Annotated in this window: 14 protein-coding genes and 12 pseudogenes; 9 read left to right on the forward strand and 17 right to left on the reverse strand. The window is 57.7% G+C overall.

The features are described from left to right. Positions 1–23 precede the first annotated feature (23 nt). The gene (locus ACZ9DP_RS13225; protein WP_476202334.1) at positions 24–1,211 is read left to right on the forward strand and encodes a M24 family metallopeptidase; all 1,188 of its coding nucleotides are present in this window, start codon (positions 24–26) and stop codon (positions 1,209–1,211) included. 286 nt (positions 1,212–1,497) lie between these two features. Here ACZ9DP_RS13225 and ltrA read toward each other — a convergent pair whose 3' ends face one another. After that, on the reverse strand, positions 1,498–3,321 hold the full coding sequence (ltrA, locus tag ACZ9DP_RS13230; RefSeq protein WP_476202335.1) for a group II intron reverse transcriptase/maturase: 1,824 nt from the start codon (positions 3,319–3,321) through the stop codon (positions 1,498–1,500). Between the two features lie 181 nt (positions 3,322–3,502). Here ltrA and ACZ9DP_RS13235 point away from each other — a divergent pair. Then, positions 3,503–3,638, forward strand: a pseudogene (locus ACZ9DP_RS13235) (IS66 family transposase); the annotation flags it as partial. A 115-nt stretch (positions 3,639–3,753) separates the two neighbouring features. Here the strand turns inward: ACZ9DP_RS13235 and ACZ9DP_RS13240 are convergent. The 3 genes and pseudogenes from ACZ9DP_RS13240 to ACZ9DP_RS13250 form a co-directional block, all read right to left on the reverse strand. Then, positions 3,754–4,053: an IS66 family transposase gene (locus tag ACZ9DP_RS13240; protein ID WP_476202336.1), complete on the reverse strand. Its 300-nt coding sequence runs from the start codon at positions 4,051–4,053 to the stop codon at positions 3,754–3,756. Positions 4,054–4,066: 13 nt separating this feature from the next. Beyond that, positions 4,067–4,422 (reverse strand): annotated as a pseudogene (locus ACZ9DP_RS13245) (ATP-grasp domain-containing protein); the annotation flags it as partial. Positions 4,423–4,725: 303 nt separating this feature from the next. Then, positions 4,726–6,018, reverse strand: a complete 1,293-nt coding sequence (locus ACZ9DP_RS13250) for an LLM class flavin-dependent oxidoreductase (RefSeq protein WP_476202338.1) — start codon at positions 6,016–6,018, stop codon at positions 4,726–4,728. Positions 6,019–6,622: 604 nt separating this feature from the next. Between ACZ9DP_RS13250 and ACZ9DP_RS13255 the strand changes: the two genes are divergently transcribed. Then, positions 6,623–7,387 carry a hypothetical protein gene (locus tag ACZ9DP_RS13255; RefSeq protein ID WP_476202340.1) on the forward strand — a complete coding sequence of 255 codons (765 nt, stop codon included), beginning with the start codon at positions 6,623–6,625 and terminating at the stop codon, positions 7,385–7,387. A gap of 190 nt (positions 7,388–7,577) precedes the next feature. Here the strand turns inward: ACZ9DP_RS13255 and ACZ9DP_RS13260 are convergent, their stop codons facing one another. From ACZ9DP_RS13260 to ACZ9DP_RS13270, 3 genes and pseudogenes are all read right to left on the reverse strand, one after another. Continuing rightward, positions 7,578–8,870: an LLM class flavin-dependent oxidoreductase gene (locus tag ACZ9DP_RS13260; protein ID WP_476202341.1), complete on the reverse strand. Its 1,293-nt coding sequence runs from the start codon at positions 8,868–8,870 to the stop codon at positions 7,578–7,580. A 205-nt stretch (positions 8,871–9,075) separates the two neighbouring features. Further along, positions 9,076–9,483: pseudogene (locus ACZ9DP_RS13265) on the reverse strand (aminotransferase class III-fold pyridoxal phosphate-dependent enzyme); the annotation flags it as partial. Next, positions 9,474–9,644: pseudogene (locus ACZ9DP_RS13270) on the reverse strand (IS66 family transposase); the annotation flags it as partial. The pseudogenes ACZ9DP_RS13270 and ACZ9DP_RS13265, both read right to left, overlap by 10 nt. Between ACZ9DP_RS13270 and ACZ9DP_RS13275 the strand changes: the two are divergent. Further along, positions 9,645–9,819, forward strand: a pseudogene (locus tag ACZ9DP_RS13275) (transposase domain-containing protein); the annotation flags it as partial. 168 nt (positions 9,820–9,987) lie between these two features. Here ACZ9DP_RS13275 and ACZ9DP_RS13280 read toward each other — a convergent pair. Both ACZ9DP_RS13280 and ACZ9DP_RS13285 read right to left on the reverse strand, forming a co-directional pair. Next, the gene (locus tag ACZ9DP_RS13280; RefSeq protein WP_476202756.1) at positions 9,988–11,061 is read right to left on the reverse strand and encodes a dipeptidase; all 1,074 of its coding nucleotides are present in this window, start codon (positions 11,059–11,061) and stop codon (positions 9,988–9,990) included. Between the two features lie 169 nt (positions 11,062–11,230). Continuing rightward, positions 11,231–12,067 carry a gamma-glutamyl-gamma-aminobutyrate hydrolase family protein gene (locus ACZ9DP_RS13285; RefSeq protein WP_476202342.1) on the reverse strand — a complete coding sequence of 279 codons (837 nt, stop codon included), beginning with the start codon at positions 12,065–12,067 and terminating at the stop codon, positions 11,231–11,233. Positions 12,068–12,804: 737 nt separating this feature from the next. On the opposite strand from ACZ9DP_RS13285, the gene ACZ9DP_RS13290 reads away from it, so the two are divergent. Continuing rightward, entirely contained in the window at positions 12,805–13,476 is a 672-nt protein-coding gene (locus ACZ9DP_RS13290; RefSeq protein WP_476202343.1) for a methyltransferase, read from the forward strand. 365 nt (positions 13,477–13,841) lie between these two features. On the opposite strand, the gene ACZ9DP_RS13295 is transcribed toward ACZ9DP_RS13290, so the two are convergent. Next, positions 13,842–14,792: a GlxA family transcriptional regulator gene (locus tag ACZ9DP_RS13295; RefSeq protein WP_476202344.1), complete on the reverse strand. Its 951-nt coding sequence runs from the start codon at positions 14,790–14,792 to the stop codon at positions 13,842–13,844. Positions 14,793–15,036: 244 nt separating this feature from the next. Here ACZ9DP_RS13295 and purU point away from each other — a divergent pair, with 244 nt between their 5' ends. Both purU and ACZ9DP_RS13305 read left to right on the forward strand, forming a co-directional pair. Then, on the forward strand, positions 15,037–15,924 hold the full coding sequence (purU, locus tag ACZ9DP_RS13300) for a formyltetrahydrofolate deformylase (protein ID WP_476202345.1): 888 nt from the start codon (positions 15,037–15,039) through the stop codon (positions 15,922–15,924). Beyond that, positions 15,924–16,336 (forward strand): annotated as a pseudogene (locus tag ACZ9DP_RS13305) (tetrahydrofolate dehydrogenase/cyclohydrolase catalytic domain-containing protein); the annotation flags it as partial. The gene purU and the pseudogene ACZ9DP_RS13305, both read left to right, overlap by 1 nt. A 14-nt stretch (positions 16,337–16,350) precedes the next feature. On the opposite strand, the pseudogene ACZ9DP_RS13310 reads toward ACZ9DP_RS13305, so the two are convergent. The 7 genes and pseudogenes from ACZ9DP_RS13310 to ACZ9DP_RS13340 all read right to left on the reverse strand — a co-directional run. Then, a pseudogene (locus ACZ9DP_RS13310) lies at positions 16,351–16,948 on the reverse strand (3-oxoacid CoA-transferase subunit B). A 19-nt stretch (positions 16,949–16,967) separates the two neighbouring features. After that, entirely contained in the window at positions 16,968–17,666 is a 699-nt protein-coding gene (locus tag ACZ9DP_RS13315) for a CoA transferase subunit A (RefSeq protein ID WP_476202347.1), read from the reverse strand. Between the two features lie 105 nt (positions 17,667–17,771). After that, a pseudogene (locus tag ACZ9DP_RS13320) lies at positions 17,772–19,136 on the reverse strand (aldehyde dehydrogenase family protein). A gap of 158 nt (positions 19,137–19,294) precedes the next feature. Further along, positions 19,295–20,671: pseudogene (locus ACZ9DP_RS13325) on the reverse strand (aminotransferase). Positions 20,672–21,009: 338 nt separating this feature from the next. Next, positions 21,010–21,225, reverse strand: a pseudogene (locus ACZ9DP_RS13330) (IS110 family transposase); the annotation flags it as partial. Between the two features lie 191 nt (positions 21,226–21,416). Next, a complete protein-coding gene (locus ACZ9DP_RS13335) occupies positions 21,417–22,751 on the reverse strand; it encodes an ISNCY family transposase (protein WP_476202348.1) in 1,335 nt (444 codons plus the stop codon). Positions 22,752–22,890: 139 nt separating this feature from the next. Then, positions 22,891–23,844, reverse strand: a pseudogene (locus tag ACZ9DP_RS13340) (IS110 family RNA-guided transposase); the annotation flags it as partial. A gap of 112 nt (positions 23,845–23,956) precedes the next feature. Between ACZ9DP_RS13340 and ACZ9DP_RS13345 the strand changes: the two are divergent. Together ACZ9DP_RS13345 and ACZ9DP_RS13350 are read left to right on the forward strand one after the other, a co-directional pair. Beyond that, positions 23,957–25,326, forward strand: a protein-coding gene (locus ACZ9DP_RS13345) for an IS1182 family transposase (RefSeq protein ID WP_476202350.1) whose coding sequence is annotated in 2 segments (ribosomal slippage) — positions 23,957–24,191 and positions 24,191–25,326 — 1,371 coding nt in all. Because the reading frame shifts where the segments join, the coding sequence is not laid out codon by codon here. A gap of 445 nt (positions 25,327–25,771) precedes the next feature. Beyond that, positions 25,772–26,110: pseudogene (locus tag ACZ9DP_RS13350) on the forward strand (NAD(P)-dependent oxidoreductase); the annotation flags it as partial. Between the last annotated feature and the right edge of the window lie 3 nt (positions 26,111–26,113).

Genomic DNA, 26,113 nt, shown 5'->3' on the forward strand with positions numbered 1-26,113 from the left:
CTAATGGAAAGGTAGTAGTTAAGGTGGAATACGCTAACGGCTTCAATAAAGTAGACAAGACAGCACAAACATATGCGTTTGACGTCTCGGAGTACAGGCAGCGAACTGCGCGCCTTGAAACCATGCTCGTAAAGCGAAATATCGACCTCTTCGTCGGCTCTAGCCCCGAGAGTCTAAACTATTTCACAGGCTTTGACCCGCTCGGCACATACTTTCAACAGATGATCATTTTCAAAGTTGGGGATGCGGAACCGGCATTGCTTACCCACAAATGCGAGATGGTACTCGCTCAAATGCAGTGCTGGATCGACAATATGGTGATCTGGAAGCACGGAGACGATCCCACCCAAGTTGCCGTGGATATGCTCAAACGCTATGGCTTGCCGCGTGGAGCACGCGTTGGATTGGAGATGGGTAGCTGGTACCTCAAGCCAGCGGTCTATCAAGCGCTTCTCGACGCGATGCCAGAGGTTGAGTTCTTTGACGTGACTGAGGATGTGCTAAGACTTCGGACAATCAAGTCTTCCGCTGAAGTCGCGTACATGCGCTTGGCGGCTCACTATGCGGACCTTGGTTTCGAGGCGCTTGTGGAAACGCTCCGACCAGGCGTGACTGAGGCTGCCGTGTTAGGGGCCGTTCAAGCAAGAATGTCTGACGCGGGTTCTGAATATCCCACCCTCCCCTTCATCATCGGGTCCGGCTATAGGAGTGGGATCTTTCACGCGGTTCCAACTACAAAGCTGATCGAAGCACACGATCCTGTCCTGATCGAATTCACCGGTTCGAAAAATCGATATAACAGCAACCTTTGTCGGACGGTGATCGCAGGGAAAGCGCCCGCCAGAATGTGGGATCTGAGGAAAATTGTCGAAGATTCCTTTTGGCGCCCTTTCGAGTTAATCAAACCCGGCGCACCGATCGGAGAGGTTGATCGCCTCAGCCGCGAAATTAGGGATCGATATTCTGATTACATCCCTGCCCGTGCTGGCTTCGGAATGGGTCTCTCGTATCCGCCGACCTTTGCCGCGCGTCCTGACATTTTGATAGGTAATGAGGAAATGTTCGAACCAGGAATGGTCGTTTCCTTGGAGCCATCAATTGCGCAGTACAATGGCGTCACGATGAGCTTTGGTTACAACATTCTCGTCACGAATGATGGCGCTGAAATCATCCATAAGACCAGCCAAGAGATATTCGAGATCAACGCTTAGTAGATTGCGTCGAAATCGTGCCGTACGTGCGCAATTTCCGCGTGACACCATAAAGATTCGTGAAATCGCGCACCTGATGCTTGTTAGGACTGAGAGAGGAAAGAAACCCAGAGGTCCTTTTCCGGAGCAGACAAGGAAGGAGCTCAGAATTAGGCGCGACCCTGAGCAAGGTTTTGGCAGCGTCACAAAAAAGAACCGACCAGCGGGACACAAAAATGAAGATGAAATGGTCCCGGTAGGGACGATGGTTACCCATCGCCCCCCGGCCAGATTCGTACGTGCGGCACTACCGCATACGGCTCCCATCGGATGTTGTGACGGTGAGTCGAGCATCTGGATGCGGATGCACCAAGCGGCACGGTGGTAAGTATTTGCGAAGCAGTCTTTGGAAACGAGCCCAAGACATGCGGCTGCGCTGGCTTCGACGCATTAATGCGTGTCGCCAGGCTCGCCCGACCTCCCATAGGAAACCTCTCAATCTTCGCAGATTGTCAGGTACCGCATGGTAGTTCAGATACCCCTGTAACACTTGCCGTAGCCACCGACCTACTGCTGCCACCGGTTCATGGCGTCGCCGCATTAGCGTTTCCCGAATGGTCGTCAGCGTCGTGCGCATGCGCTTCTTCATCGTCACACGGACAATCTTGAAGCCCCCATCATTGCGCCGCCTGCCGCAGCAATGTGTGAATCCCAGAAAGTCGAAAGTCTCTGGCTTGCGGGTACCACGTTCCCGGCATTGTTGCACAGCATACCGCCCAAAGCGTATCAGCCGCGTCTTATCCGAGTGCAGTTGCAAACCAAAATGAGCGAGACGCTCCCGCATTGCTTGCAGGAAGCGCTGCGCCTCTCCTTCGTACCGGAATCCGATCACGCTGTCGTCGGCATAACGTACAATGATCACGTCGCCTTTAGCATTTCGAGTACGCCATTGCTGGACCCATAAATCCAATGCGTAATGCAGGTAGATATTCGATAGCACGGGGCTAATTACAGAGCCTTGAGGAGTTCCTCGCGTTGATGCTACGCGGCGGCCGTCCTCAATCGTGCCCGCTTTCAGCCATTTGTGGATCAGGCGGATCAGCCGGCGGTCACCTACTCGATGTCTCAGGAAACGAAGCGTCCACTCGTGATCGATTTCATCGTAAAACGAGCGAATATCCGCATCCAGTATCCAGTTGATTTTCCGCTTGTCGATCCCAACCCACAAGGCGTCCAGCGCGTCGTGCTGTCCCCTTCCTTGCCGGAACCCGTATGAGAAGCCGAGGAAGTCCTGTTCATAGATCGCGTTCAAAACCGTGGACACGGCCATCTGCACGACTTTTTCTTCCAACGCTGCAATGCCGAGTGGACGGAGCCTTCCGTCATTCTTCGGAATGTAGACCCGTCGGGACGGCTGTGTGCGATACGCACCGGACTGAATCTTCCGGTGCAATTCGTGCACGCGCCCTTCGAGTATCTTCTCATAGTCGTACCACGTCACGCCGTCCACACCGCTCGCCGCTTGCTTGCGAAGAGCATGGAAGCTCTCCACCAATAGCGCCGGGGTGATGTGATGCATCAGCGCCGTGAGACGCAACTTCGGGTCCCGTTTGGCGGCTTCCCGTACGCCCTCGATACCCATCGAAGCGTGTTTGATCCGGCTCTGTGTCCGGTACGCTGGGGTTTCGACGACATTCCTTCCGATTACACCCCTTCCCTCCATTGCCTCCGCAGGATGATCTCCCTTGTTCGGCAACTTCTCCGGTACTATGGGCGTATCCGACTTCTCATCAGCGTCGATGACTGGATTGTGGTCAACGACCTTCCCAGTCCCATCCAGTCCATTTGCACTGGACACTGATGAGATCTCGCTGCTTCCGTATGAAAGACTTCCCGACATGCACAGGGTCTCCGACCGCGCGGGATCGGGGCATGGCTTGCGATTGACGCCATGTACCGTGTTGCCTGCCGCTTCGCTTAACAGCGTCGGCATCCCGAAGTGAACATTTCGCGGCTCAATGGCCGGCCTGCCGGTTTCCCCTGTCAACGCTTCGACGCACACCTCGCGATGTGCCCCGCATGACTCGGGGTCAGAGTGATTCGCCACTTCTTCTCCGTATTGAACTTTCATCAACTATCTTTCATCGGCTTCGCAGCCGCACTAAGCGCTCGTTTCCACGCACGTTGACGTCCCCTGCGACCCTGCGACTACGGATCGCTTTCAGACGAAAGCGTTGCGTCAGGTCAGGCTGCTGTGGCTTTGGTGAAGTTGAAGGGTAGGAGATCGTCGATATCGGCCTCATCGGAGCGCTGAGGCCGTGTCCTACACCCTGAATCAATGGGATTATCTGACGCGCTACACCGAAGATGGCAGGATGCCGATCGACAATAATCTTCTGGAGCGCGACATCAGAATCTTTGCCACGGGCCGCAAGAGCTTGCTGTCAGGCAAAACCTTTGGTGCGATTTCGTCGAGCCTTTTCTTGAGAGCATTGAGGATGAGGACGCTGTGCTGCTGGCGGAAGCGACGAATGCAGTCGGCCTGTGCCTCACCGTCGTCAGACTATTGGTCACGCACTTGCCTTTCATCCCGATAGAGCTGTTCGAAGAACCGGAGCGCCTGCTCGGGCGGTCCGCCCCTTTCGTTCTGGCTTTGAGGGCGTCGACGAAGCGCCGTCTCGAATGAGCCATGCATCCAATATGGGTTGCACCCTCCAGCGTGCGCCAAGCGGTAGCCATCGCTCATCAAGATCCCGCGGCAATCGCTGAGGAAGGCTTGCTGGTATATCTGGCCACGACCTGGTTGATAATCGAGCAGCACGATCGGCTGGTCACTGTCCTCGCCGCTCCGGTAGACCCACATATACGATGTGGAACGCCTGCCTTTGGAGCTGACGTTGAGCGAATTTGTCGCAGCACCTCTCAATCGATTCAGGGTTCGGTTCCGGTAGACTGAAATGCCGGCAGAGCTTCCGACTCCTTGGGAGATGTAATTCCAGCAATGTCGTATGTCGTATGTCGTATGTCGCACGTAGCCGGGAACATTCGCGGATCAGTACATCGAGATTGTCCGTATCGACACGGATTGCCTCAACGCTTCAACGCTTTCCGCAGTAAGATAGTCGAATCCAGTTGGATCAGCCGACAAGGTAATTGGATGAAGATGAAGGCCCAGACGCCGGGCCGCTTGCACGAACCGCAGACCATTACTTGCGCCTTCAACTAGGATGATCTTCTCGCCATTGGCTTACATCTCCGATCTTTGAAGACTTACTAGCCGAGTTGAACCCCTTGGGTCGATCTGATCGACCTCGATCACCTGTCCCAGCTGCCTGCCTCGCAGACGCATCGATCTCTTCCACTGCGATGTTCACGCCCGTCGTTCTCGTAAGAGCCGTCGCAACTCCCAAAGACGAGGCGGAAGGGAGAGTGTCGCGCAGGCAAGGATAGCAGTCGCAACAAGGTATTTGACGATGCGACGGGTATTCGAACACATCTGTGAACTTTCTCGCTGATGTGAAAAATGCCGCACTGATTATGATTTGATTGTTTCCCTCAATGTGGAGCCCGGGTACTCCTTACGGAAGACACCGCGCTTCTGTAGGATCGGGACGACCGATCGTGTGAACGCCTCGAAAGAACCCGGCATTTCGGTTGGTGTCACGATGAAGCCATCACATCCTTTGGTTTCAAAGAACTCCTGAAGCTGATCGGCCACGCTCTCAGGAGTGCCAACGACTTGAGGGCAAAGTTCGCTTGTGGCGAAACGTTTGGCTGCTTCGCCGAGAGTAAGATTGCTAGCCTTGGTCCCCTGGAGAACGACATCGAAAGAGCCACGCGAGCCGGCTTCGGCCGGGATTTCGCTAATTGGTTTGTCTGTCGGGTATCGCGACAGATCGAGCCCGGTGTGAGCCGACATAAAGGGAATGCCGAGGCGAGGGTCGACCAATTCATTGATATAAGCCTGCTTCTCGCGGGCAATCGATTCCGTTTCGCCGACGACCGGATCCACCGAGACAAGGATGGCGCAATCGTCCGGATGCCGCCCGGCCTTGTCGACGCGATCCTTCATGTCGGCATAGAAGTCCTGCATATCGGGCAACGAATGCTGAAGCGTAAAGACAAGCTCGGCGTAGCTGGCGGCAAAATTGCGCCCACGCGGCGACGATCCGGCCTGCATGATGACCGGGTGCCGTTGAGGGCTCGGCGGAACGGTGAACATGCCCCCTCCCCCGATATATTTCCCGGCTATTTCGGTGCGGCGCATTTTCGCTGCGTCGATGAAATCGCCGCTTTCCTTGTCGAGGACGAGCGCGCCGTCGGCCCAACCCATCCACAAGTCGATACACGCTCTCAGGACCTCTTCGGCGCGGTCGTAGCGTTCATTGCGCGGCAGGAGCGTATCCTTGCCAAAAATCTGCGCCTCTCGGTCGATTGCGGACGTCACGATATTCCAGGCAATTCGGCCGCCGCTCAGCACATCGAGCGAGGAAAGCACACGGGCTATCGCATACGGCTCCTGGAAACTCGTGGATATCGTGACACCAAGTCCGATGCGCGATGTCGCCCGCGCCATCATCGCGACAAGGGGGACAGGATCGAGGAGCGACATCTGCCCACCCCGCGCCATGATGGTTTCGTTATAGAAGCACAAGACATCGGCGAAAAAGAGTCCGTCAAATCTGCCGACCTCAAGCGTTCGCGCCAGCGTTTCCCAAAATGCCGGGTCAAGGAACCGATTCTCTGTTTGCGGATGGCGCCACATGGCATGATGATGGCAAGTTGGCCCCGCCATGAGAAACGCTACGAACCTCATCTGACGCGACATTCCGGTCTCCTTCAATTTGGTGTTTGACGTCAATGCCGCCATCAAACGCAAGGGACGTGCCAAGATAGAAATCTCTAACTAAGTGGCTGAGTTAACAACAAAACATTAAAAGTACCAGACCTTTTCCGTAAACCCGATACATTACATTGTGCTGGCAGGTTCAGGACATTTGATGGCGTTCGAGATAACGGAGTGAGCCAGCGACTCGATCAGACCGATGTGCTTTCCGCGTACCGCAGAGATTGAACCTGGCCAGGGGCAAACGGTCAGAATGGCGGCTAAGAAGCGTTTCGGGAACCCGGCCGGTCATCTTTGACCGGCGCTTGTGCTCGAAAAGGAGCTACCGCCGAGGACCTTATCGCCATCTCGTCTCAGCCGCTCCACCTCCAGGCCTCGAACTGCAATTCCATCTGTCGAGAAGCCGGCCCCGGGCGCTCCAGTTGGCTAGGAGGACAACGCGATGTTCACGGCCACACAAGCGTGCTTTTCTTCGGTTCGCCGGGGCGGAGCTAAGCTAGCCGCTGCACACTAGGCAGCGCAGCTTGTGTGGCCCAAAAAAGTCGGCTCGTCGGTAGCTCAACTACAAGACATGATAGTTTATTCTATGGCTCTGTCTCTTATTTTGAGTTTCATTATCGGACTACGGCGGGTACTGATCATGGATCGACATGCGACAAGTCTTGATGCATCGAAATACGTTTGTCTGTTTGATGAAATAGGCCGCAAAGCGGGCATGCGGTTCAAAATGGGTGAAGACTTTGAAGAGTATCTTGAAATCACCGCACGTATTGTTGGAAAAGTGCCGACTTTTCCGAACTTCCGACCGGATTGTTCACGACTTGAAGCTAGCCGGGCGTTTTGGATTGCCGGACATGACCGATCGGGCAAAGTAGCGCATGTTCAGGCCGTTCGCGTCGACGATCTGACGACTACCAACTTGGCTGAGCACCTCGAGTCACTGGAAGCAAGCTACGCGGATCCAAGGAGACATGCCGGCTCAGGCTCCTCATGCGTTTGCTGTGCCCCGAGCGCTCGGAGAATAACCGGAATCGTGGCTTATCACGGCGACTTGTGGCTCCGAGATGATTTTAGGGGACAGGGATTGCCCAGTACCCTGGCAGGTGTTGCTTTCGGACTGGCGTGGGCGAAATGGTCACCCGATTTCATCTATGCCCTCGTTCCCACTTGGTTGATCGAAAAGGGAGTGGCCGATCAGTATGGTTATCTTCACAGAGAAGAACATGGATCCGTTCTGAACTTACCTGATCGATGCATCGAGGATGATGATTGGCTTATTTGGCTGACGCGGGGCGAATTGTCCCAGCTCATCAAACGCACAGTGAACTCGATGCAGGAACAGTCATGTTGAGAGGCTCATCGGCGCTGCCCGTTGCAATTTATATTTTAGGTGAATTCGTCGATCGGTAGGCTGATGGGCGCGCCTCCAGGATGACCACGCGATGATGTAAGCGGCAGGGCAAGCCTGGCAAGAAAGTTGCGACGCTTGTTCAAACTCATCTCCTATTCCTCCTAGAGGTGGAAGAGATGTGGCGCATTGATTACGTTTTGATCGTTTCCCTCAGTGTCGAGCCCCGATACTCCTTGCGGAAGACTCCACGTTTCTGGAGGATCGGGACGACCGATCGCGTGAAGGCCTCGAAAGAACCGGGCATTTCGGTGGGCGTTACAATGAAGCCATCGCAGCCCTTGTTGTCGAAGAATTCCTGAAGTTTGTCGGCTACGCTCTCGGGCGTCCCGACGACTTGGGGACAAAGCTTGCTTGTGGTGAAACGCCGCGCCGCTTCGCCGAGCGTGAGATTGCTGGCCTCGGTCCCTTCAAGGAAGACTTCGAAGGAGCCGCGCGAGCCGGCAATCGCGGGAATGTGGCTAATTGGCTTTTCTAACGGGTGTCGCGACAGGTCGATACCAGTATGGGCCGCCACGAGGGCGATGCTGAGGCGAGCGTCGATCATTTCATTGATGTAAGCCTGCTTCTCGCGGGCGATCGATTCCGTTTCTCCGACAATCGGATCCACCGAGACGAGGATGGCGCAGTCGTCCGGATTTCGCCCCGCCTTATCGATGCGATCCTTCATGTCGGCATAGAAATCCTGCATGTCAGGCAACGAATGCTGGAGCGTAAAGACAAGCTCGGCGTAACTAGCGGCAAAATTGCGCCCACGCGGGGAGGATCCAGACTGCATGATGACCGGGTGCCGCTGAGGGCTCGGCGGAACGGTGAACATGCCTCTCAACCCGACGAATTTCCCGGCAATCTCGGTGCGGTGCATCTTCGCCTCGTCAATGAACTCACCGCTTTCCTTGTCGATGACGAGCGCGCCGTCGGCCCACCCCTTCCACATGTCGAGAAAGATTTTCAGGACCTCTTCGGCGCGGTCGTAGCGTTCCTCATGTGGCAGGAGCGCATCTTTGCCGAAATTCTGCGCCGCCAGATCGTCTGCGGAAGTTACGATATTCCAGGCAATCCGGCCGCCGCTCATCACATCAAGCGAGGAAAGAAGGCGGGCAACCGCATATGGCTCCTGGACGCTGGTCGATATTGTCACGCCGAGTCCGATGCGCGACGTCGCCCGCGCCATTATCGCGACAAGAGGAATAGGATCGAGCAGCGACATCTGCCCACCCCGCGCCATAATGGTTTCGTTATAGAAGCACAAGGCATCAGCGAAAAAGAGTCCGTCAAATCTGCCGACCTCAAGCGTTCGCGCCAGCGTTTCCCAAAATGCCGGGTCAAGAAACCGATTCTCTGTTTGCGGATGGCGCCACATCGCATGGTGATGGCAAGTTGGCCCCGCCATGAGAAACGCTACGAACCTCATCTGACGCGACATTCCGGTCTCCTTCAATTTGGTGTTTGACGTCAATGCCGCCATCAACGCAAGGGACGTGCCAGATCGTGCCCTTGGAAGTGGTGGAGCTCGCGGCTGATGGCCGTGCTTTCGACATAGGGCCGGAGAGAGATCAGCTTGCCACAGCAGGCAGACTGATTTGGGGTCATCGCTTATTTGCGCCATGGTCTCAAGGGTTATGTACCTGGCCCAGCGTCTCGATCATCTCGTCAAGCTCGGCGGCACGTCGCGCAGAGAATTCGCGTTGGGTCTCGCCGGGGTTGGCATCCCAGTAGTGGTGCGGAACTTCGGTATGGTCGATCTGCGGCAGCGGCAGATCCATGTGATCGTGGTAGAAGCTCATTCCCGTTATCGAGCCGGAGACGACGCTGCAGCCGTGATAGCCGCGTTCGCGCGAGATGATGTTCTTCTTCGTCGGCTTGCCGCGCAGATTGTTGTAGTACCAGACAAGCTTGGCCTGGGTCTCGTTGGCGTCCGAGCCGGACATCCCGCAAAACACCTTGCTCATTTTGACGGGCGCCATTTTGACAAGGCGATCGGAGAGGATCGCGAGCTCGTCTGTCGTGTGTGCGGCGTAGGAGTGATAGTAGTAAAGATTCTGATGATGCGCTCCAGAAGATTATTGTCGATCGGCATCCTGCCATCTTCGGTGTAGCGCGTCAGATAATCCCATTGGTTCAGGGTGTAGGACACGGCATCGCCGAGCTTGCTGTCCGGCAAAACCTTTGGTGCGATGTCGTCGAGCCATTTCTGCAAGAGGGCGGTGGACGGACATGGGCGATGCTGGCCACGCTTCTCCAAACGGCAAACGAACAACGTCGACCCGCTCGACTGGCTTTCCTAGACCTTGACCCGCATTGCTAAAGACTGGCCAGTATCAGAGCTCGAGGCGCTTATGCCTTGGAACTTCGGGCCTGACGCCATCAGCTAACCGCTTACGGCCAAGTCGACCGAGAAGAGCCGTCGCCGTCGGCGCGAGCTATGGGATTTTCGAACCTTCGGACCTCCTTTTCCACATTGGTTGAATAATGTTGAACAGTCGGAGGGAACTCGCTCCAATCGGCGGGCCGGGATCGAGCGAGGCGCCCACAAGCGCATCCTATTCGCCGAAGGTGCGTTCCAGAATGCTGATCCAGTTTTCGTGGGCGAGCTTCGCAATCAATTCCTCGGAATATCCATGGTCGCGCAGGGCATCGATAATTCTCGGCAGCCCCGTCACGTCGTGGATTGGATCGGGCATCTTGGTGGCCCCGTCGAAATCAGAGCCGAAGCCGACGTGGTCCTCTCCGAGTTTGTCTATCAGATGGTCTAAATGCCTCAGCATCGGCTCAAATGTGATATCGGGCGACCGCTTGCCGTCCGGGCGTAGGAAAACGGAGACGAAATTGAGCCCGACAATGCCCTTCGTCTCGCGGATTTTGGCCAACTGCCGATCGGTGAGATTACGGCTCAAAGGCGTGACGGCATGGGCGTTCGAATGGGTAGCGACAAGTGGTGCATCCGAGATCGACGCCACATCGTCAAAGCCCTTCTCGTTGAGGTGTGAAAGATCGACGATGATCTTGAGCTCGTTGCAAGCCTTCACCAACGCCTTGCCTGCGTCGGTCAGGCCAGGACCGATGTCCGGGCTTGCGGGGAATGCAAAGGGAACGCCGTGGCCGAATGCGTTCGGCCGGCTCCAAACAGGCCCGATCGAGCGCAGACCCATCTTGTGGAAGGCGTAAAGAGCGTCAAGATTGGGGTCGATAGCCTCCGCCCCCTCCATGTGCATGATCGCAGCAATGCTGTCCTCGGCCATCGCCGCACGCACCTTTCGAGCGCTACGGCACACCGTGAAGGCGCCGCGCGAGACGCGCTCCATCCAGAAGAGGTGCCCTACCATTGCAAGTACGCTCTCTTGCGAAGGTCCGAGCTTCAACGCCTGCGGCAGCGGCAACTCGTAGGGCGGGTTGTCCATCGCGTCCGTGAAACCGGCGTAATCCTCCTTGGGCGAAGGGGCGAAGAGGGCGAAAAAGCCGCCAGCGAACCCGCCGGCACGCATGCGCGGCAGGTCCAGATGACCGGCTCCATCGCCCGTTAACCACATCGTTTCCCGCGTCTCGGGCGCCTTGAGCAGTCGGAACAGGAAGTCGTCATGGCCGTCGAATATGGGTACCTTTTTTGTCATGTCGATCTGGCTTCGGACCTGTGACGTAGCATAGGCGCCGCTCGCTGCTGACGGGCCTACGGCAACCGGCGGGAACAGTGGAGATTTCGTCATAACATCACTTTCAGGATCATTTTTGGATGCGTATGGTGGAGTCGAGATGGGCTCACTGTTGCTAGGTGCCAGCCTTGCGAGTTCATTCGACGGCTTCCGTTATCCCCAGCCTGATGGCCGCGCGAGCGCGAACCGCGCCTCCGAAAGCGCGGAAAATACGTGCGGATGGTTCGTCGGATTTTACCCAGTATTCGGGATGCCATTGGACGCCCACGGCGAAAGCGCGCGCACTCCGGACCGACACCGCTTCAACAGTTCCGTCTTCAGCCCGCGCTTCGACCTCAAGCTCTTCTCCCAATCGGTCGATTGCCTGGCGGTGGACGGAATTCACCTTGATATTGCCTGCACCGATCAGGCCGGAGAGGCAGCTATCTGGCTTGATCGTCAAGGTTTGGCGGATGGCAAACCGCGCATCGCGGCTATCGCTCGGCGGCGCCCGATGATCGAGCATGCCAGGGCGGTCCTGGATTTCGGTCGCCAGTGTCCCGCCAAGTGCGACGTTCAATTCCTGAAGGCCGCGGCAGATCGCAAGCAGCGGAATCCCTTGGTCGATCGCCTTGCGGATCAAAGGCAACGTGGTTGAATCTCGAGCAGGATCATACGGGCCGTTTGCTTCGCTCGCATCACCGCCATAGAGCGATGGATGCACCCCTGACCCAGACCCCGTGACAATCAGGCCATCGACAGAGGCGAAGAGCTGGTCGAAATCAAGCCGGTCGCCCAAGGAAGGAACGACCAAAGGAAATACCCCTGCCCCTTCAACCGCCGCCTCAAGATACTGCAGGGGTGTCGCGTGCCACAGATATTTGTACAGTTCAACGACATCAGCCGAGACTGCAACAAGCGGCTGACCTGGGAGTGCATTGCCCTTCCTATCAGCGACGCAAGATCTGTTGAGTCTGACGTCTTCGCCCTGCATTATTTAAGGCCTCCCTCTACGCATTGCGATTCAAATAGATCATTTTACTATTCGTTGCAACAATTGTTTCGCATGCGACTCTTCAAATAGAAACCGCACGCAGGCATCGAGCTGTCGCACCGCTCGGTCCTTGTCTGCATCGAATCGCACGGGGAGCAGTGCCATGGAAGGAGCGGCTATCCGAACCATAATGATACGGGGCTTCCGCTGCATGGCCCTCGAGTATCAAGCGTCATCGTGAACTGGTCCGTTGACGACCCGCTGCGGCGAGCTGATCCACTTCCGTCTCTGTCCTGAAGGCAAACCACTCCTCGGGATATCATCGAAAACGACTGAACACGCTGCCTGCTTTCGCGCAAATCGTCCATGCCGGCTTCGTGCCCCCTAACAAGATGGCGAACACAAATTGTCGTAAGTTCGCCAGCGCGATGAAAGGGACCAGTGTCAAATGACCTTGGCGCACTCATCAGTCTTCTTCGGGACGAGAGAGGACGCAATAATGGCACAGTCATTAGCAAAGCCCGTTATCTGACGGTGTAGGCTATATCCTGTTGGACCAGCCTCGCAACAAAACAAGAGCTTGGTCGGTAAATTCAAGCGTCCAGTTGACTTAGATCAAACCCGGACCTCCGATGAAGTATAACATAAACCGGGGGAGTTTCTCTGCGATGACGAAGCTTACCAGCCGGGCGCGAACCGTTCGCAGTATTTGTTATGGCTACGAGGAGAGTAGGAATATGACGGATCTTGACCAGATAAGAACGAGGCTCAAACTCAGCCAGCAGCGCAATTTTCCTCTGCGTATTCACGAATTTGGACTAGAGTTGACTGTAAACGAGGAGGTCTTTTCACCACAAGACTTCCTGAATTGGCGTTGGCTTGCTGAGAACTTTCCTCCTGTTGCCGGGAAAAAGGTCCTGGAGATCGGCTGCGGCTGCGGCCTCCCAGGACTGTACCTCGCAAAACTCGGTGCGCTGTCACTGCTTGCTTGTGACATCAATCCTAAGGCGGTGACGAACACGTTAGAAAATGCGGCAAGAAACGGCATCCAGAATGCCGAGGTAATCCAAAGCGACATTTTTAGCAATATTCCGCCTCACCGAAAATTCGATCTTATATTTTGGAACTTTCCATCGACCTTCGCGCCGGACGATTACGAGTATAGGAGCAATCTCGAACGAGGGGCTATCGATCCGGGTTATAGAATGCTCAGCCGCTTCTTATCGGAAGGCCCAGAATTCCTCGCAGAGTCTGGCAGCATCCTCCTAGGCTTTGCCAGCGGTGGCCAGGACGATCTTCTCTGGGAAATCATCACCGCAAACGATCTCGCCGTCGTGCTTCTAAGGTCCGGTACCTACCCTAATGTGAGCAAGACCTACAGGATGTTCTCCATACGCAAAAAGGCCTAAGCGCATAACTTCAGAACTGTGGCATTGCGTTTTTTCGCCGTCGCCCCGCCTCCGTTCAACACATGGTGCATTCAACCGCGCGTCGACACGGGCCCCTCCTAGGCCCGATACGTCACTCCCTCTGTGCACAGCTACTTGTCGTGACCGGCACAGTGCCCGCTCGTCTTTGTCGAAGGCCCAGGGCTTGGGATGGCATGCGCGAGCTTGACCGGTGACAAGGCGGATGGCGCCCCGGCGACCGCACCTGAGAAGATAAGTTTCGCGGAGACAAGTATGCGGCTTGGAACGATCATCACCATAACCCAAACGCGAATATAAAGAGCACGAACTGCATCAATCCGCTCGTCTACCTTCACTCCGCGTCATCACTGCCGATCTTTTTTTGGGCTTTTCCCAAACATCGCTGCATAACAACGAGTAAAGTGCCCAGCGCTTGAGAAGCCGGTCGCAAAGGCAATCTCGGAAATAGATAGTGGACTTTGTTGCAGGAGGCGTCGCGCATGAGCGAGCCTGATTTTCCGCGATGCTTCCAAATATCCCATTTTGAGCTGCTCAGAAAAAAGCCGATCAAGATGACGCCGACTAATCCCCGCGTAAGCGGCCATCGAAGTACGATTCGGCGGTCGTTCAATCGTCGTCTCCATCTTTTCTAGGACATTCAGCAGGACGGGATGGTTGACGTGAAAGCGTTCGGCTGCCGAGGCGCGCTGCGGTGCGGCCGGCTCCGCCACCCCCGTATGAAGATACCAGTCGCTGACGCGCCGGGCAAAATCCGCGCCCATTCGTTCGGAAATCAACGCATGCATCATGTCGAGGGGCGCCACACCGCCGCCGCAGGTGATACGGTTTCCGTCTAACACGAAGCGGGCTTGTCTCGGATTGAGATGAGGAAAGGCTTCGATGATCGCTGCGGCATGCTCCCAGTGAATTGTGAAATCCCGCCCATCGAGCAATCCCGCCGCTGCCAGTAAATAGGGTCCGCCGGAAATACCCCCCACCCGTACGCCGCTGCGCGATAGTTGACGAAGAGCCGTATAGAGCGCAGGTGAGCCCAGGGTTGATGGATTCCCGCCCGCGCAAACAAAGACCGTGTTCAGCGGCGAGCGATCGAGCCGCTGACACGGAATGATCGCACCTGACGAACTTACGACGGGGTCCCCGTCTATGGAAAGCGATTTGACATCATAGAGCAATTGGCCAGCAAGCAGGTTTGCGGCACGCAACGGTTCCGTTGCCGACGCATAGGACATCAGCGCGAAGTCGGGCAGCAGAAGGAATCCCATCGCCTGCGTCAATCGTGTGTCTTGTGGGCTCATGGCTCATTCCTGTCATTTGTTGTCTTTCCTATGCTATTTAGCTCAAAAAACCTTCACTATACAATGCTGAACGACGTGGAGCACATCAGCGCTACTCAGCTTTCTCCGTCTTCCTGATGGTGCTGCGAGGCTTTGCGGAAAGCCCGTGGGCTGAATTCGCCGAGTTTGCTGATTTCAAACACCATTGATAGGCAGCGCTGCGCCGCTTTCACGGCCAGCTTGCTGTAAATCGACAGGAGTAGCTATGACGGAGAACCTTATCCTGACCGTATCGTGCCAGTCGACGCGAGGCATCGTCGCTGCGATCTCGAGCTATCTTGCCGACACAGGCTGCAACATCGTTGATTCAACGCAATTCGATGACCTCGACACCGGCAAATTCTTCATGCGCGTGTCGTTCATTTCCGATGGCGGCGCGTCGTCCGAGAAAATCAAGGAAGGCTTTTCGCCCATCGCCGAGAAATTCACCATGGCCTGGGAGCTTCACGACAGCCGTCACCGCATGAAGGTGCTGCTGATGGTTTCGAACTTCGGCCACTGCCTGAACGATCTGCTCTACCGCTGGCAAATCGGGGCGCTGCCGATCGATATTGTGGGCGTTGTGTCTAACCATCTTGCGTACCAGAAGGTGGTCGTCAATCACGACATCCCGTTTCATCATATCAAGGTGACAAAGGATAGTAAGCCGCAAGCAGAGACGCAATTAATGCTGGTCGTCGAGGAAACAGGCGCCGAACTCGTGGTTCTGGCTCGCTACATGCAGATCCTCTCGGATGCGCTGTGCAAGTTAATGTCGGGAAAGATCATCAACATCCACCATTCGTTCCTGCCATCCTTCAAGGGAGCCAACCCTTACAAGCAAGCCTATGAGCGTGGCGTGAAGCTGATCGGTGCGACGGCACATTATGTGACGGCCGACCTCGATGAAGGCCCCATCATCGAACAGGATGTTGCCCGCATCACCCATGCGCAGTCGGCAGAAGACTATGTGTCGCTCGGCCGCGATGTCGAGAGCCAGGTTCTGGCACGCGCCATCCATGCCCATATTCACCATCGCACGTTCATCAACGGCAACAAGACGATTGTCTTCCCCGCAAGCGCCGGCTCCTTCAAGTCGGAGAGGATGGGCTGATGACGATATGTATCGACGGCAAGTGGGCCGCGAATTCGGACATCGACAAGGCGAAGGACGTCGCCTGTGTTCTGGAGACCGAAAATGGTGTCTCGCGGTAATCATTGTCGGCGATGATCCAGCCAGCCACACCTATGTCGGGGCTAAGAACCGCATGGCCAAGGAATGCAGATTTCATTCGTGCAGCTCAAACTGCCACAAGAAACCACGCAGGAAGATCTGGTCGCCCTCGTCCACGCTCAATGCGATTCTTCCATTCATGGCATTCTGGTACAATTACTGCTGCCGAAGCACTTGAGTTCCGATGCGATCATTCAATCCATCCTGCCGGAAAAGGACGTCGATGGGTTTCACGTCGTCAATGCCGGCAGGCTTGCGACTGGAGACTTGGAGAGCGTTAGTATCCTGCACAACCAACCGTCAGGCCTAGTTGACGATGGTGGCCTCGGTGGCGCTGCGGATCTCGCCTTCGGTGACACCGTCGGCGAGCTCGACCACCAAGATTGGTGATGATCCGATCAACGACGCTCTTACCGGTCAGCGGCAGGGTGCAGGCCTTCAGCACCTTGGATTCGCCGGCCTTGTTGGTGTGGTCCATGACGACGACCACCCGCTTGACGCCGGCAACCAGATCCATCGCGCCGCCCATCCCCTTGACGAGCTTGCCGGGGATCATCCAGTTGGCGAGGTCGCCGTTCTCGGCCACTTCCATGGCGCCGAGGATTGCCATCGCGATCTTGCCGCCGCGGATCATCGCGAAGCTCTGCGCCGAATCGAAGAAGGCCGAATGCGGCAGCGCCGTCACCGTCTGCTTGCCGGCATTGATCAGATCGGCATCGATCTGGTTTTCGGTCGGAAAGGGACCGATGCCGAGCAGGCCATTCTCCGACTGCAGCGTCACATGGACGCCGTCGGGAATATAGTTGGCGACCAGCGTCGGAATGCCGATGCCGAGATTGACGTAGGTGCCATTTTCAAGTTCGCGGGCAGCACGCGCCGCCATCTGGTTTCTGTCCCAGGCCATGTGTCTCTCCTCCCCGCCCTTAAGCCGCCGCGCGCGTGGTGCGCTGTTCGATGCGTTTCTCGTGCTCGCCCTGGATCAGGCGGTGCACGTAGATCCCTGGCACGTGGATATGGTCAGGATCGAGGCTGCCGACCGAGACGATCTCCTCGACCTCGGCGACGCAGATCTTGCCGCAGGTGGCGACCGGCGGATTGAAGTTGCGCGCGGTTTTGCGGAAGACAAGGTTGCCCGATGTATCCGCCTTCCAGGCCTTGACGATCGACAGGTCAGCGACGATGCCGGTCTCCAGCACGTAGGTCTCGCCGTCGAAGGTCTTGTGTTCCTTGCCCTCGGCAACGACGGTGCCAACACCGGTCTTGGTATAGAAGCCGGCGATGCCAGCGCCGCCGGCGCGCACGCGCTCGGCCAGCGTTCCTTGCGGGTTGAACTCGAGCTCGAGTTCGGCGCTCAGGTATTGGCGCATAAACTCGGCGTTCTCGCCGACATAAGACGAGATCATCTTCCTGATCTGCTTGGTCTTCAGCAGCACGCCGAGGCCGAAGTCGTCGACGCCGCAATTGTTAGAGGCGATGGTCAAGTCTTTGGTGCCCGCCTCGCGGATCGCGTCGATCAACAATTCCGGTATGCCGCAAAGACCGAAACCACCCGCTGCAATAAACATCCCGTCAAACAGCAAGCCCTCAAGCGCCGACGTCGGATTGTCGTAAATCTTGTTCATACTCCCCCCATAGGTTCTTCTGTTGCGACGCCGAGGCGCCACCCAAATTCGTTATCTTGGTTTCCAAACACCCGCAGTCGTTTCCGGTCGTCACCGCGATCTCGTTCACCCGCGATTGATGCAAACCACCTTCGGCTGGGTCATCTCTTCATAGGCGAAGCGAACGCCTTCGCGCCCCATGCTGCCGTATTTGAAGCCACCGAACGGCATGGCGTCGAAGCGGTAATCCGAGGAGTCGTTGATCATCACCCCGCCGGCCTCGATCCTGCTTGCGGCTTCGAGTGCGACAGACAGGTTGCCGGTGAAGATGCCTGCGTGCAGGCTGTATTCGGGCTCATTGGCAAGCTCGATGGCTTCGTCGAGCTCTCAAACGGTGCAAGCATGACGACCGGGGCAAACACTTCCTCGTGCCACAGGCGGCAAGTCGTCGGCGTGCCTTCCAACACCGTCGGGTGATAAAGGGACCCCTCGCGCTTGTGGCCGCAGAGCAATTTTGCACCGGCAGCAACGGCGTCATTGACGGCTCCTTCCGTGCGTTCGGCTACCTGCTGCGATATCATGGGACCGACATCGGTACCCTCGAGCAACGGATCGCCTGCTTTGAGCTTTTTCGTGGTTGCGACAAATGCATCGCGGAAGCGCTCGTAAAGCGCAGCCTGCACAAGAACACGTTGTGCGCCAATGCAGTTCTGGCCTGCTGCCCAGAAGGCGCCGGACACACAACCTTCAACCGCTTTGTCGAAGTCGCAGTCGTTCATCACGATGACCGGAGCATTGCCGCCGAGCTCCATCGCGAGTTTCTTAGCCAGCTTTGCGGCTGATGGCTTCTCCGGTAGCGAAGCCGCCGGTAAAAGAGACCATACGCACGTCCCGAGCGGACACCAGGGCTGTAACCAGCTCTCTATCGCCGTGGACGACGGTTATGATTTCCTGAGGCAAGCCCGCCTCCAATAGGGCCTCGATAAGATTGATCGTGGAAAACGGCGTCAAATTCGATGGTTTCAGTAGCACGGCGTTGCCGCCGGCGATCGCAGGACCAAGCTTATGGGCGACCAGATTCAGCGGATCGTTGTATGGGGTGACGGCGACGATGATGCCAAGTGGCTCGCGCGTGAACCAGCCCTGGCGCTGTTCTGATCCTACGTAGGCATCGAAAGGCACGATCTCACCGGCGTTGCGCTTTGCCTCCTCGGCCGAAAGCTTCAACGAGTCTTCCGGCTTCGCGAACGATGGTTTCGGCGAAGATGTCGCGACGGCGTTCGGCGATTTGCGCCGCGGCTTCAAGAATGCTCGCCCGCTGGTGCTCGGCAAGTCACGAGAAAGCTCAGCCCCACGTCTGGCGCGAGCGACGAGTTCGCCAATTTCGCTCGCGTCCGTCGGGTCGATCGATCCCAAAAGAGACCCATCGTAGGAACTGTAAACCGATATAGGCGACAAGCCGGAGGTGATATGCAGTTTGGCAGCGGTCATAACGCCAGCTTCCCTTCCCTGATGTTGCGCCAGCATGCGCGGCGGTTAATTCTCTCGAACAATGCACGGCCCATCGGCCGCCGCCGAGCTCCACTTGGCACGGCGGACGAATGAGACCTGAGCTTGCATGGCGGTCGAGTTTGCCGGCCGCCGATCACCTAGATTTTCTGGCCGTCGCGAGCGAGGTCGTCCATCACCGAGCGAACCGCCTTTTCAGCAATGGAGACGATCTCGTCGACTTCTGCCTTGGTGGTGACAAGCGGCGGCGCAAAGCCCAAGATGTCGCCGTGCGGCATAGCGCGGGCGATGAGGCCACGGTCTCGGGCGGCCTTGGAGACGCGGGCGCCGACCTTCAGCGATGGATCAAAGCGCTTCTTGTTCTCGCGGTCGCCGACAAACTCGATGGCGCCCATCAGGCCAACGCCGCGCACTTCACCGACGATCGGCAGTTGCGCGAACTTCTCCTTAAGCTGTGCCTGGAAGTAAGCGCCAACTTCGCGGGCGTTGCCGGGCAGGTCTTCCTTCTCAACGATGTCGAGAACCGCGTTGGCCGCAGCCGCACCGATCGGGTGGCCGGAATAGGTGTAGCCGTGCGAGAAGGCACCGACTTTATCCGCCCCATCCTCCATCACCTTGTAGACCTTCTCGCCCACAATTGAGGCGGAGAGCGGGAAATAGGCCGAGGTCAGGCCCTTGGCGACTGTGATCAGATCGGGTTCAATGCCGTAGTGCAGGGAGCCAAACATGGAACCTGTGCGGCCAAAGCCGGTGATGACTTCGTCGGCGATCAACAGGACATCGTGCTTCTTGAGCACACCCTGGATTGCTTCCCAATAGCCCTCCGGCGGCGGCGTGATGCCGCCGGTACCAAGGACAGGCTCTGCGATGAACGCCCCGACATTGTCGGGGCCGAGGCGCTCGATCAGTTCGTCGAGTTCAGCAGCACGTCGTGCAGAGAATTCGCGTTCAGTCTCACCGGGGTTGGCACCCCAGTAATGGTGCGGCACGCCTGTATGGACAATCTGCGACAGCGTCAGGTCCATGTGGTCGTGGTAGAAGCTCATGCCGGTCATTGAGCCGGAGACCACGCTGCAGCCGTGATAGCCCCGTTCCCGCGAGATGATCTTCTTCTTCGTCGGCTTGCCGCGCAGGTTGTTGTAGTACCAGACGAGCTTGGCCTGAGTTTCGTTGGCGTCCGAGCCGGACATGCCATAAAACACCTTGCTCATCTTGCCGAATGCCATTTTCACAAGGCGATCGGAGAGGATTGCAAGCTCGTCGGTCGTGTGTGCGGCATACTAGTGATAGTAGGCAAGACGATAGGCCTGACGGGAAATCGCTTCGGCGACTTCCGTGCGACCATAGCCGACATTGACGCAATAGAGGCCGGCAAAGCCATCAATCAGCTGGTTGCCATGGGCGTCCTGGATGCGGATCCCCTTGCCCGTCTCGACGATCGTCGGTTCTCCAAGTTTGCCGGTCGCGAAATCCTTAAGCTGCGTGAAAGGATGCAGGACCGCGTTGCGGTCCGTCAGACTGCTGACAAACCCCTTATATGAGGAAGGTCAAGGCGGAACGGGGATGTCAGGGCAACATTTCCACTTCTCCTGGTTTGTCCATTGCGGAATCCATGGTCTGAGCCCGATGGCATGACCGGCCCGTTTATCCGAGCCAGATCCACCTTATATACGGTCGCCGTTCGAAACAGCGCGCACCAACATCCCGCTTGCGACGGGGCAAGGGCTCAGGAGGACGAAACCCTTCTGGACAGGCGGCATTTCAAGCCAAGGGTTTGTTCGGTTCGTCCCACCTGGATCCGCCGGGACTGATCAGGTCCCGGAAGATGGCAGAATTCAGTTTGATGGCTAACGCATCAGGCAGTCGTCATGGCCGCTCCCTCGATGACGACGCCGGCATTGATGTATTTCCACATCGCCACAAGCAGCTTGCGAGCAAGCGCCACAATCAGCGTCTTCTTCAGCCGCCCGTTGTTCTGCTTCACCCGCTCTTTGAACCATAGGGTGAGCGCCGATTGCGGTTGATGGCGCACCCACAGCCAGGCAAGCTGAACGAGCGTCGTTCGTAGCCTAGTGCCCGTCCATAAACGCCTGTTTTTCTGGGGTTTTCAAAGTTGCTTGTCCACTGAAGGATGTTTGTTGGGACGGGTGATGGCACAGAACCCTGCAGGTTATGGCGCGAAGCGCGATCTGGCGGCAATGGGTCATGAGGTATCGGCCGCCGCTCGCCGGGTGTGCTCTGAACGCTGCCGGATGAGGGGTGTCAGGTCGGCCTGAGGCGGGCAAAGAGGGCGAGATTGTAAGCGATCACCGAGGACCAGACATAAGCCTTGAAGTGGTCGAGCCCCCGCCAGGTGCAGCGCCCCAAGCCATAAGCGCGTTTCAGGCAAGAGATGCCGGCCTCGATGCCAGCGCGGAAGTTTCTGAGCTTGCGATAGACCCAGCGGCTGCTGACCATGTCTTCGATGCTGAGGCCGCGCTTCTTGTGGAAGGCCATGTCGCGGATGCCGCGGGCTTTGGCTCCATTCAGATTTTCGCGGCTGGCATAGCCGCCGTCGGCCGCGGCCTGACGCGGCGGCTCGCCGTAAAAAGCGATGTGGCGTTCCAGCATCGGCAAGAAGCGCTCGCTGTCGGTCGGGTTGCCGGCTTCGATGACGAGGTCGAGGATCAGTCCACTTCTGCCGGTGGTCAGATTGAGTTTGTGGCCGTAGTCGACGTCGCGGCTGCCCTTGACGATGATGTCGGCATGCGGCTCGAAGAGGCTCACCAGCTTCTCGCCGGCCGGGACCGGCTCCCCGGCCAGGACCCGCCGTTCGGTCTGGGCGATGATCCGCTCGATCAGCGGCCGGTAGTGGCGGTGCTGGGCCTGCCACAGTTCGCCGCCCGGGCCCGTCGCCAGGGGCAACTGTTCACTCGCCTGCTGCAGATCACTCAAGGTCGTGCGCGTGATCTTGAGCAGTTCGCGGTAGTGCTTGATCCGTTTCGGGCGGCCGCGGGTATATTCGATCGCCCGAGCCCGCTTCTTTGCCGCGCGACGGTGGTCATGCCATGGGATGGCACGACCCTGTGCATCGGCCTGCTGCAACAGCCGCACCATCACCCGGACAGCGTCCCATAACAGGCTGCTGTCACTCGGCTCGTGGATCAGTGCGGCCGTGACGGTGCTGTCCACACGCACGACCTTGCCACTTTCCAGCCTCTCCTGCCGGGCGCTCGCCAGTAGCACCTGGTTGATCTTTTCAAAGGTTTGCGCCCGGATCGCGCTGATCGTCTTGTGCAAGGCCGACTTCTTCGGATTCCACCCCCACGGCAGCCGGGCAAAGGCCCGAAACGAGGCGGAGTCTTCGAGATGGAAGGCCAGTTCCTGATAACTCAACTGGCGATGCTGCTTGAGCAGCGCGCAGCGCAGCACAGCCTCGGCCGGCAGCCCCTCGCGACCGGTCTCCTTCAGACCATGCCGGCGCAGGTCCCGCGTCACCAGCCCGAGCAGATCGCCATGCTCATCCAGCCATTGCGACATCGCCTTCAGTTCACGACCAATCTCGTGTTCGGCGAAAAGATCGAATACACTGGCTTGGACGGTGCGTTCTTGGCGCATTGTCGGCTCCGGCGGTTACGGGTTTGTCTTTAGAATCAGTAGCTTGATCTAAAGTATACCTGAAACCGCCGGGCTTTGCCCGCGGAGATATCGCGATTCCTACAATAATTTCAGCAGTTTACCGTTTATGGACGGGCACGAGCCTAGGATTGCCGGATTTCGACACGCCCTGCTCGTGATCAATCGCCCCACTCTTCCACGGTGTTGCGACCAGGCCCGCATAGGCAGCCAATTGTCGCCGGTTGTCGAAGTGGCGGGACAGGCCTTCCGACCACAGCACGGCGGCAAACTCCGGTCCGATACCTTTCAGAGCGAGTAGCATGCTCGGCGCCGATGAAGCACCCTGCTGGGCCGCCAGCATGGCGTCGCGCTCAGCCTCGATCGCCTTGATCTGTTCGATCAGCAGTTCCAGCCGGTCGAGGATGCGGCCAATCTGCCGCTTCAGATGGACAGGCAGCGGACGCCCGTCGCCGGTCCTCAGTTCCTCAAGGCACTTGCGCCGGTCTCGACGCAGTGGTTCGTAGCCGGACACGCCCTGGGCAAACAGCAGGCCCTTGACGCGATTGACGTGCCTTACGCGCTCGTTGGTCAAGACCTTGCGCTCTCGCGCAAGGCGGCGGCGGTCCTCTTCCTCAGGTGTCGGTACCCTGAGCATGGCGCAAACGCGCGGCTCGCCCCGCTTATAGGCGAGCAGCGCGCGCACCAGCGCTTCGCCATCGATCTTGTCGGTCTTGGCCCGCCGCCGCCGGCGCGAGGTCGCAATAGAGGCGGGATCGACGACGTGGCTCTCGATCCCCTCCGCCTCCAGCACGCGGTGGATCCAGAAGCCGTCGAGCCCAGCTTCCTGGATGACGATGATCGGAAAGCATCGTCCCGTCCGCGCCTGGGCCTTCCTGTTGAGTTCGGCAAACCGTTCCAGCAGGGCGGCGATGTCGCCGGCCTCCACCCAATACTTGGACATCTTCTCGCCGCCACCCGGCGACAGCGAGGTGACCAGCCATTTCGAGCGGGAGAGTTCCATCGAGACGAAAATTGCGCGAAGATCAGTGTGGATAGCGGTCGGCGTTTCGGGGTGGTGTGCTGCAACCGGCATGCTGGCCTCCAGTGTGAGATGTTTTAGCGACCCTCACTTTGCCACAGCGCGGCCCGCTATCCACCTCCTCATAGGATCTGGCATCGCTCAGGGGTTTGTGATTCAGTGGGACATGTTGAAGAAACCTGCCCCTTCCCAGACGGCTCTCGAGATGGTGACGCTCGACAGTCTCGTGCCGAAGGATCATCTGCTTCGCAAGATCGATGCGGTGATCGACTTTTCCTTCATCCATGACCGCGTTGCCGGGCTTTATTGCGCCGACAATGGCCGCCCGCCGCTCGATCCGACCTTGATGTTCAAGGCTTTGTTCATTGGCTACCTGTTCGGCATCCGATCGGAGCGGCAATTGTGCGCGAGATCGAGGTCAACGTCGCCTATCGCTGGTTCTTGCAGATGAAGCTGACGGATGGTGTGTTTGACGCCTCGACGCTTTCCCAGAACCGCCGGCGTCGTTTCAACGACACGCGCGTCGCCCAGGACATCTTTGATCATATCGTCGAGCAGGCGATCGCCCACAAGCTGGTCGACGGCACGGTGCTCTATACGGATTCGACGCATTTGAAGGCGAATGCCAACAAGGGCAAATACGATCTTCAGATGATCGAGAAGTCGCGCGCCGATTATTGGGCCGATCTTGACCGGGCGATCGAGACCGAGCGGGCGCTTCACGACCAGAAGCCGCTGAAGCAAAAGGACCGCGAGCCGGAGGTGAAGGAAACCAAAGTCTCCCGCACCGACCCTGACAGCGGCTACATGGTGCGCGACGGCAAGCCGAAGGGCTTCTTCTATCTCGATCACCGCACGGTGGACGGTAAGCTTGCCATCATCACCGATACCCATGTGACGCCTGCCAATGTGCACGACAGTATCGTCTATCTCGACCGGCTGGACCGGCAGCGTGAGCGGTTCGGCTTCGAGGTCGGCGCGGTTGGCCTGGATGCCGGCTATGCGACGTCCGGCATCGCCAAGGGTCTTGAGGACCGCGCCATCCTCGGGGTCACCGGCTACCGCAATCCGACCCCGCCCAAGCCCGGCATGATGCGCAAGTCGAAGTTCGTCTACGAGCCTCAGATAGACGGCTACCGCTGCCCCGAAGGCCAACTGCTCGCCTATGCCACCACCGACCGCAACGGCTATCGGCACTACCGCTCCGATCCGGCCATCTGCGGCGACTGCCCGTTGTTGGCCTCCTGCACTGCCAATGCCAAGGATGAACGCACCATCACCCGCCATGTCTGGCAAGACGCCCGCGAGCGGACCGACGCCCACCGCCTGACTCCTTGGGGCAAGGCAATCTACAAGCGGCGAAAGGAGACGGTCGAACGCTCGTTTGCCGATGCCAAGCAACTTCATGGGCACCGCTATGCCCGTTTCCGAAGTCTCACCCGCGTCGCATGCCAGTGCCTACTGGCCGCCGCCGCCCAGAACATCAAAAAGATCGCAATGGCTCTCACAAAGGCTCCCAAACCAAGCCTGGCGTGAGGGCATGAGCCCTTCTTCCACCCCGCAAATATAACCCCGACCAAAAACCGCAATCCGCAAAAACAAACCCGCCGAAAAATCGACGGGTTTGTCAGCGGTCTGCAGGACCGCGTTGCGGTCCTTTTCGCTAATGTCCTTGATATTGATGCTCACTACTGCTTCCTCTCAGGCTGCGATATTTCCGATGCAGACTTATGGAGGTTAGTTGTCCTGAACACCGTCTCGGTAGCTATTTGGCATGTCGGCCTGCAGGGATTGTGCATTTTTGTTCGGAAGGATGCAGGATATTGACATCGCGAGGCTCTATCGATCATTTACGGCGGAAAGGACGACCATTTGCACTCCCGGATCGCGTCAATCTCGGTAGTGCCCTGCCAAAGGAAGCAAAACCGCCGTCAGACGACTAAATCGCGCTCCGGCACCGGCTCACTCTGCGCAACGCGGCCGATGTCGCTGGACATCTGGGTCCTTCATGCTGTCCGGCAAGACTGTTGGCATCATCGGCTTCGGTGCCATCGGCCAAAATGTCGCACGCCTGCTGAGCGGCTTTGGCTGTACCATTCTCTATTCCAAGCGAACGCCGCTGCCGGCGGCCTAGGAGGAAGCCCTAGGCGCCCGGTTTGCCGCCCTCGACGAGATCTTCGCCAAGGGGGACGTCATCACGCTGAACTGCCCATTAACGGCCGAGACAACAGGGCTGATCGACCGCAAAGCGCTTGCGGCGATGCAAGCCAAGCGCGGTCCTTGTCAACACAGCAAGAGGCAGCGTCGGCGGCAAGGATGATGC

The sequence above is a fragment of the Rhizobium sp. USDA 4016 genome (assembly GCF_056279705.1).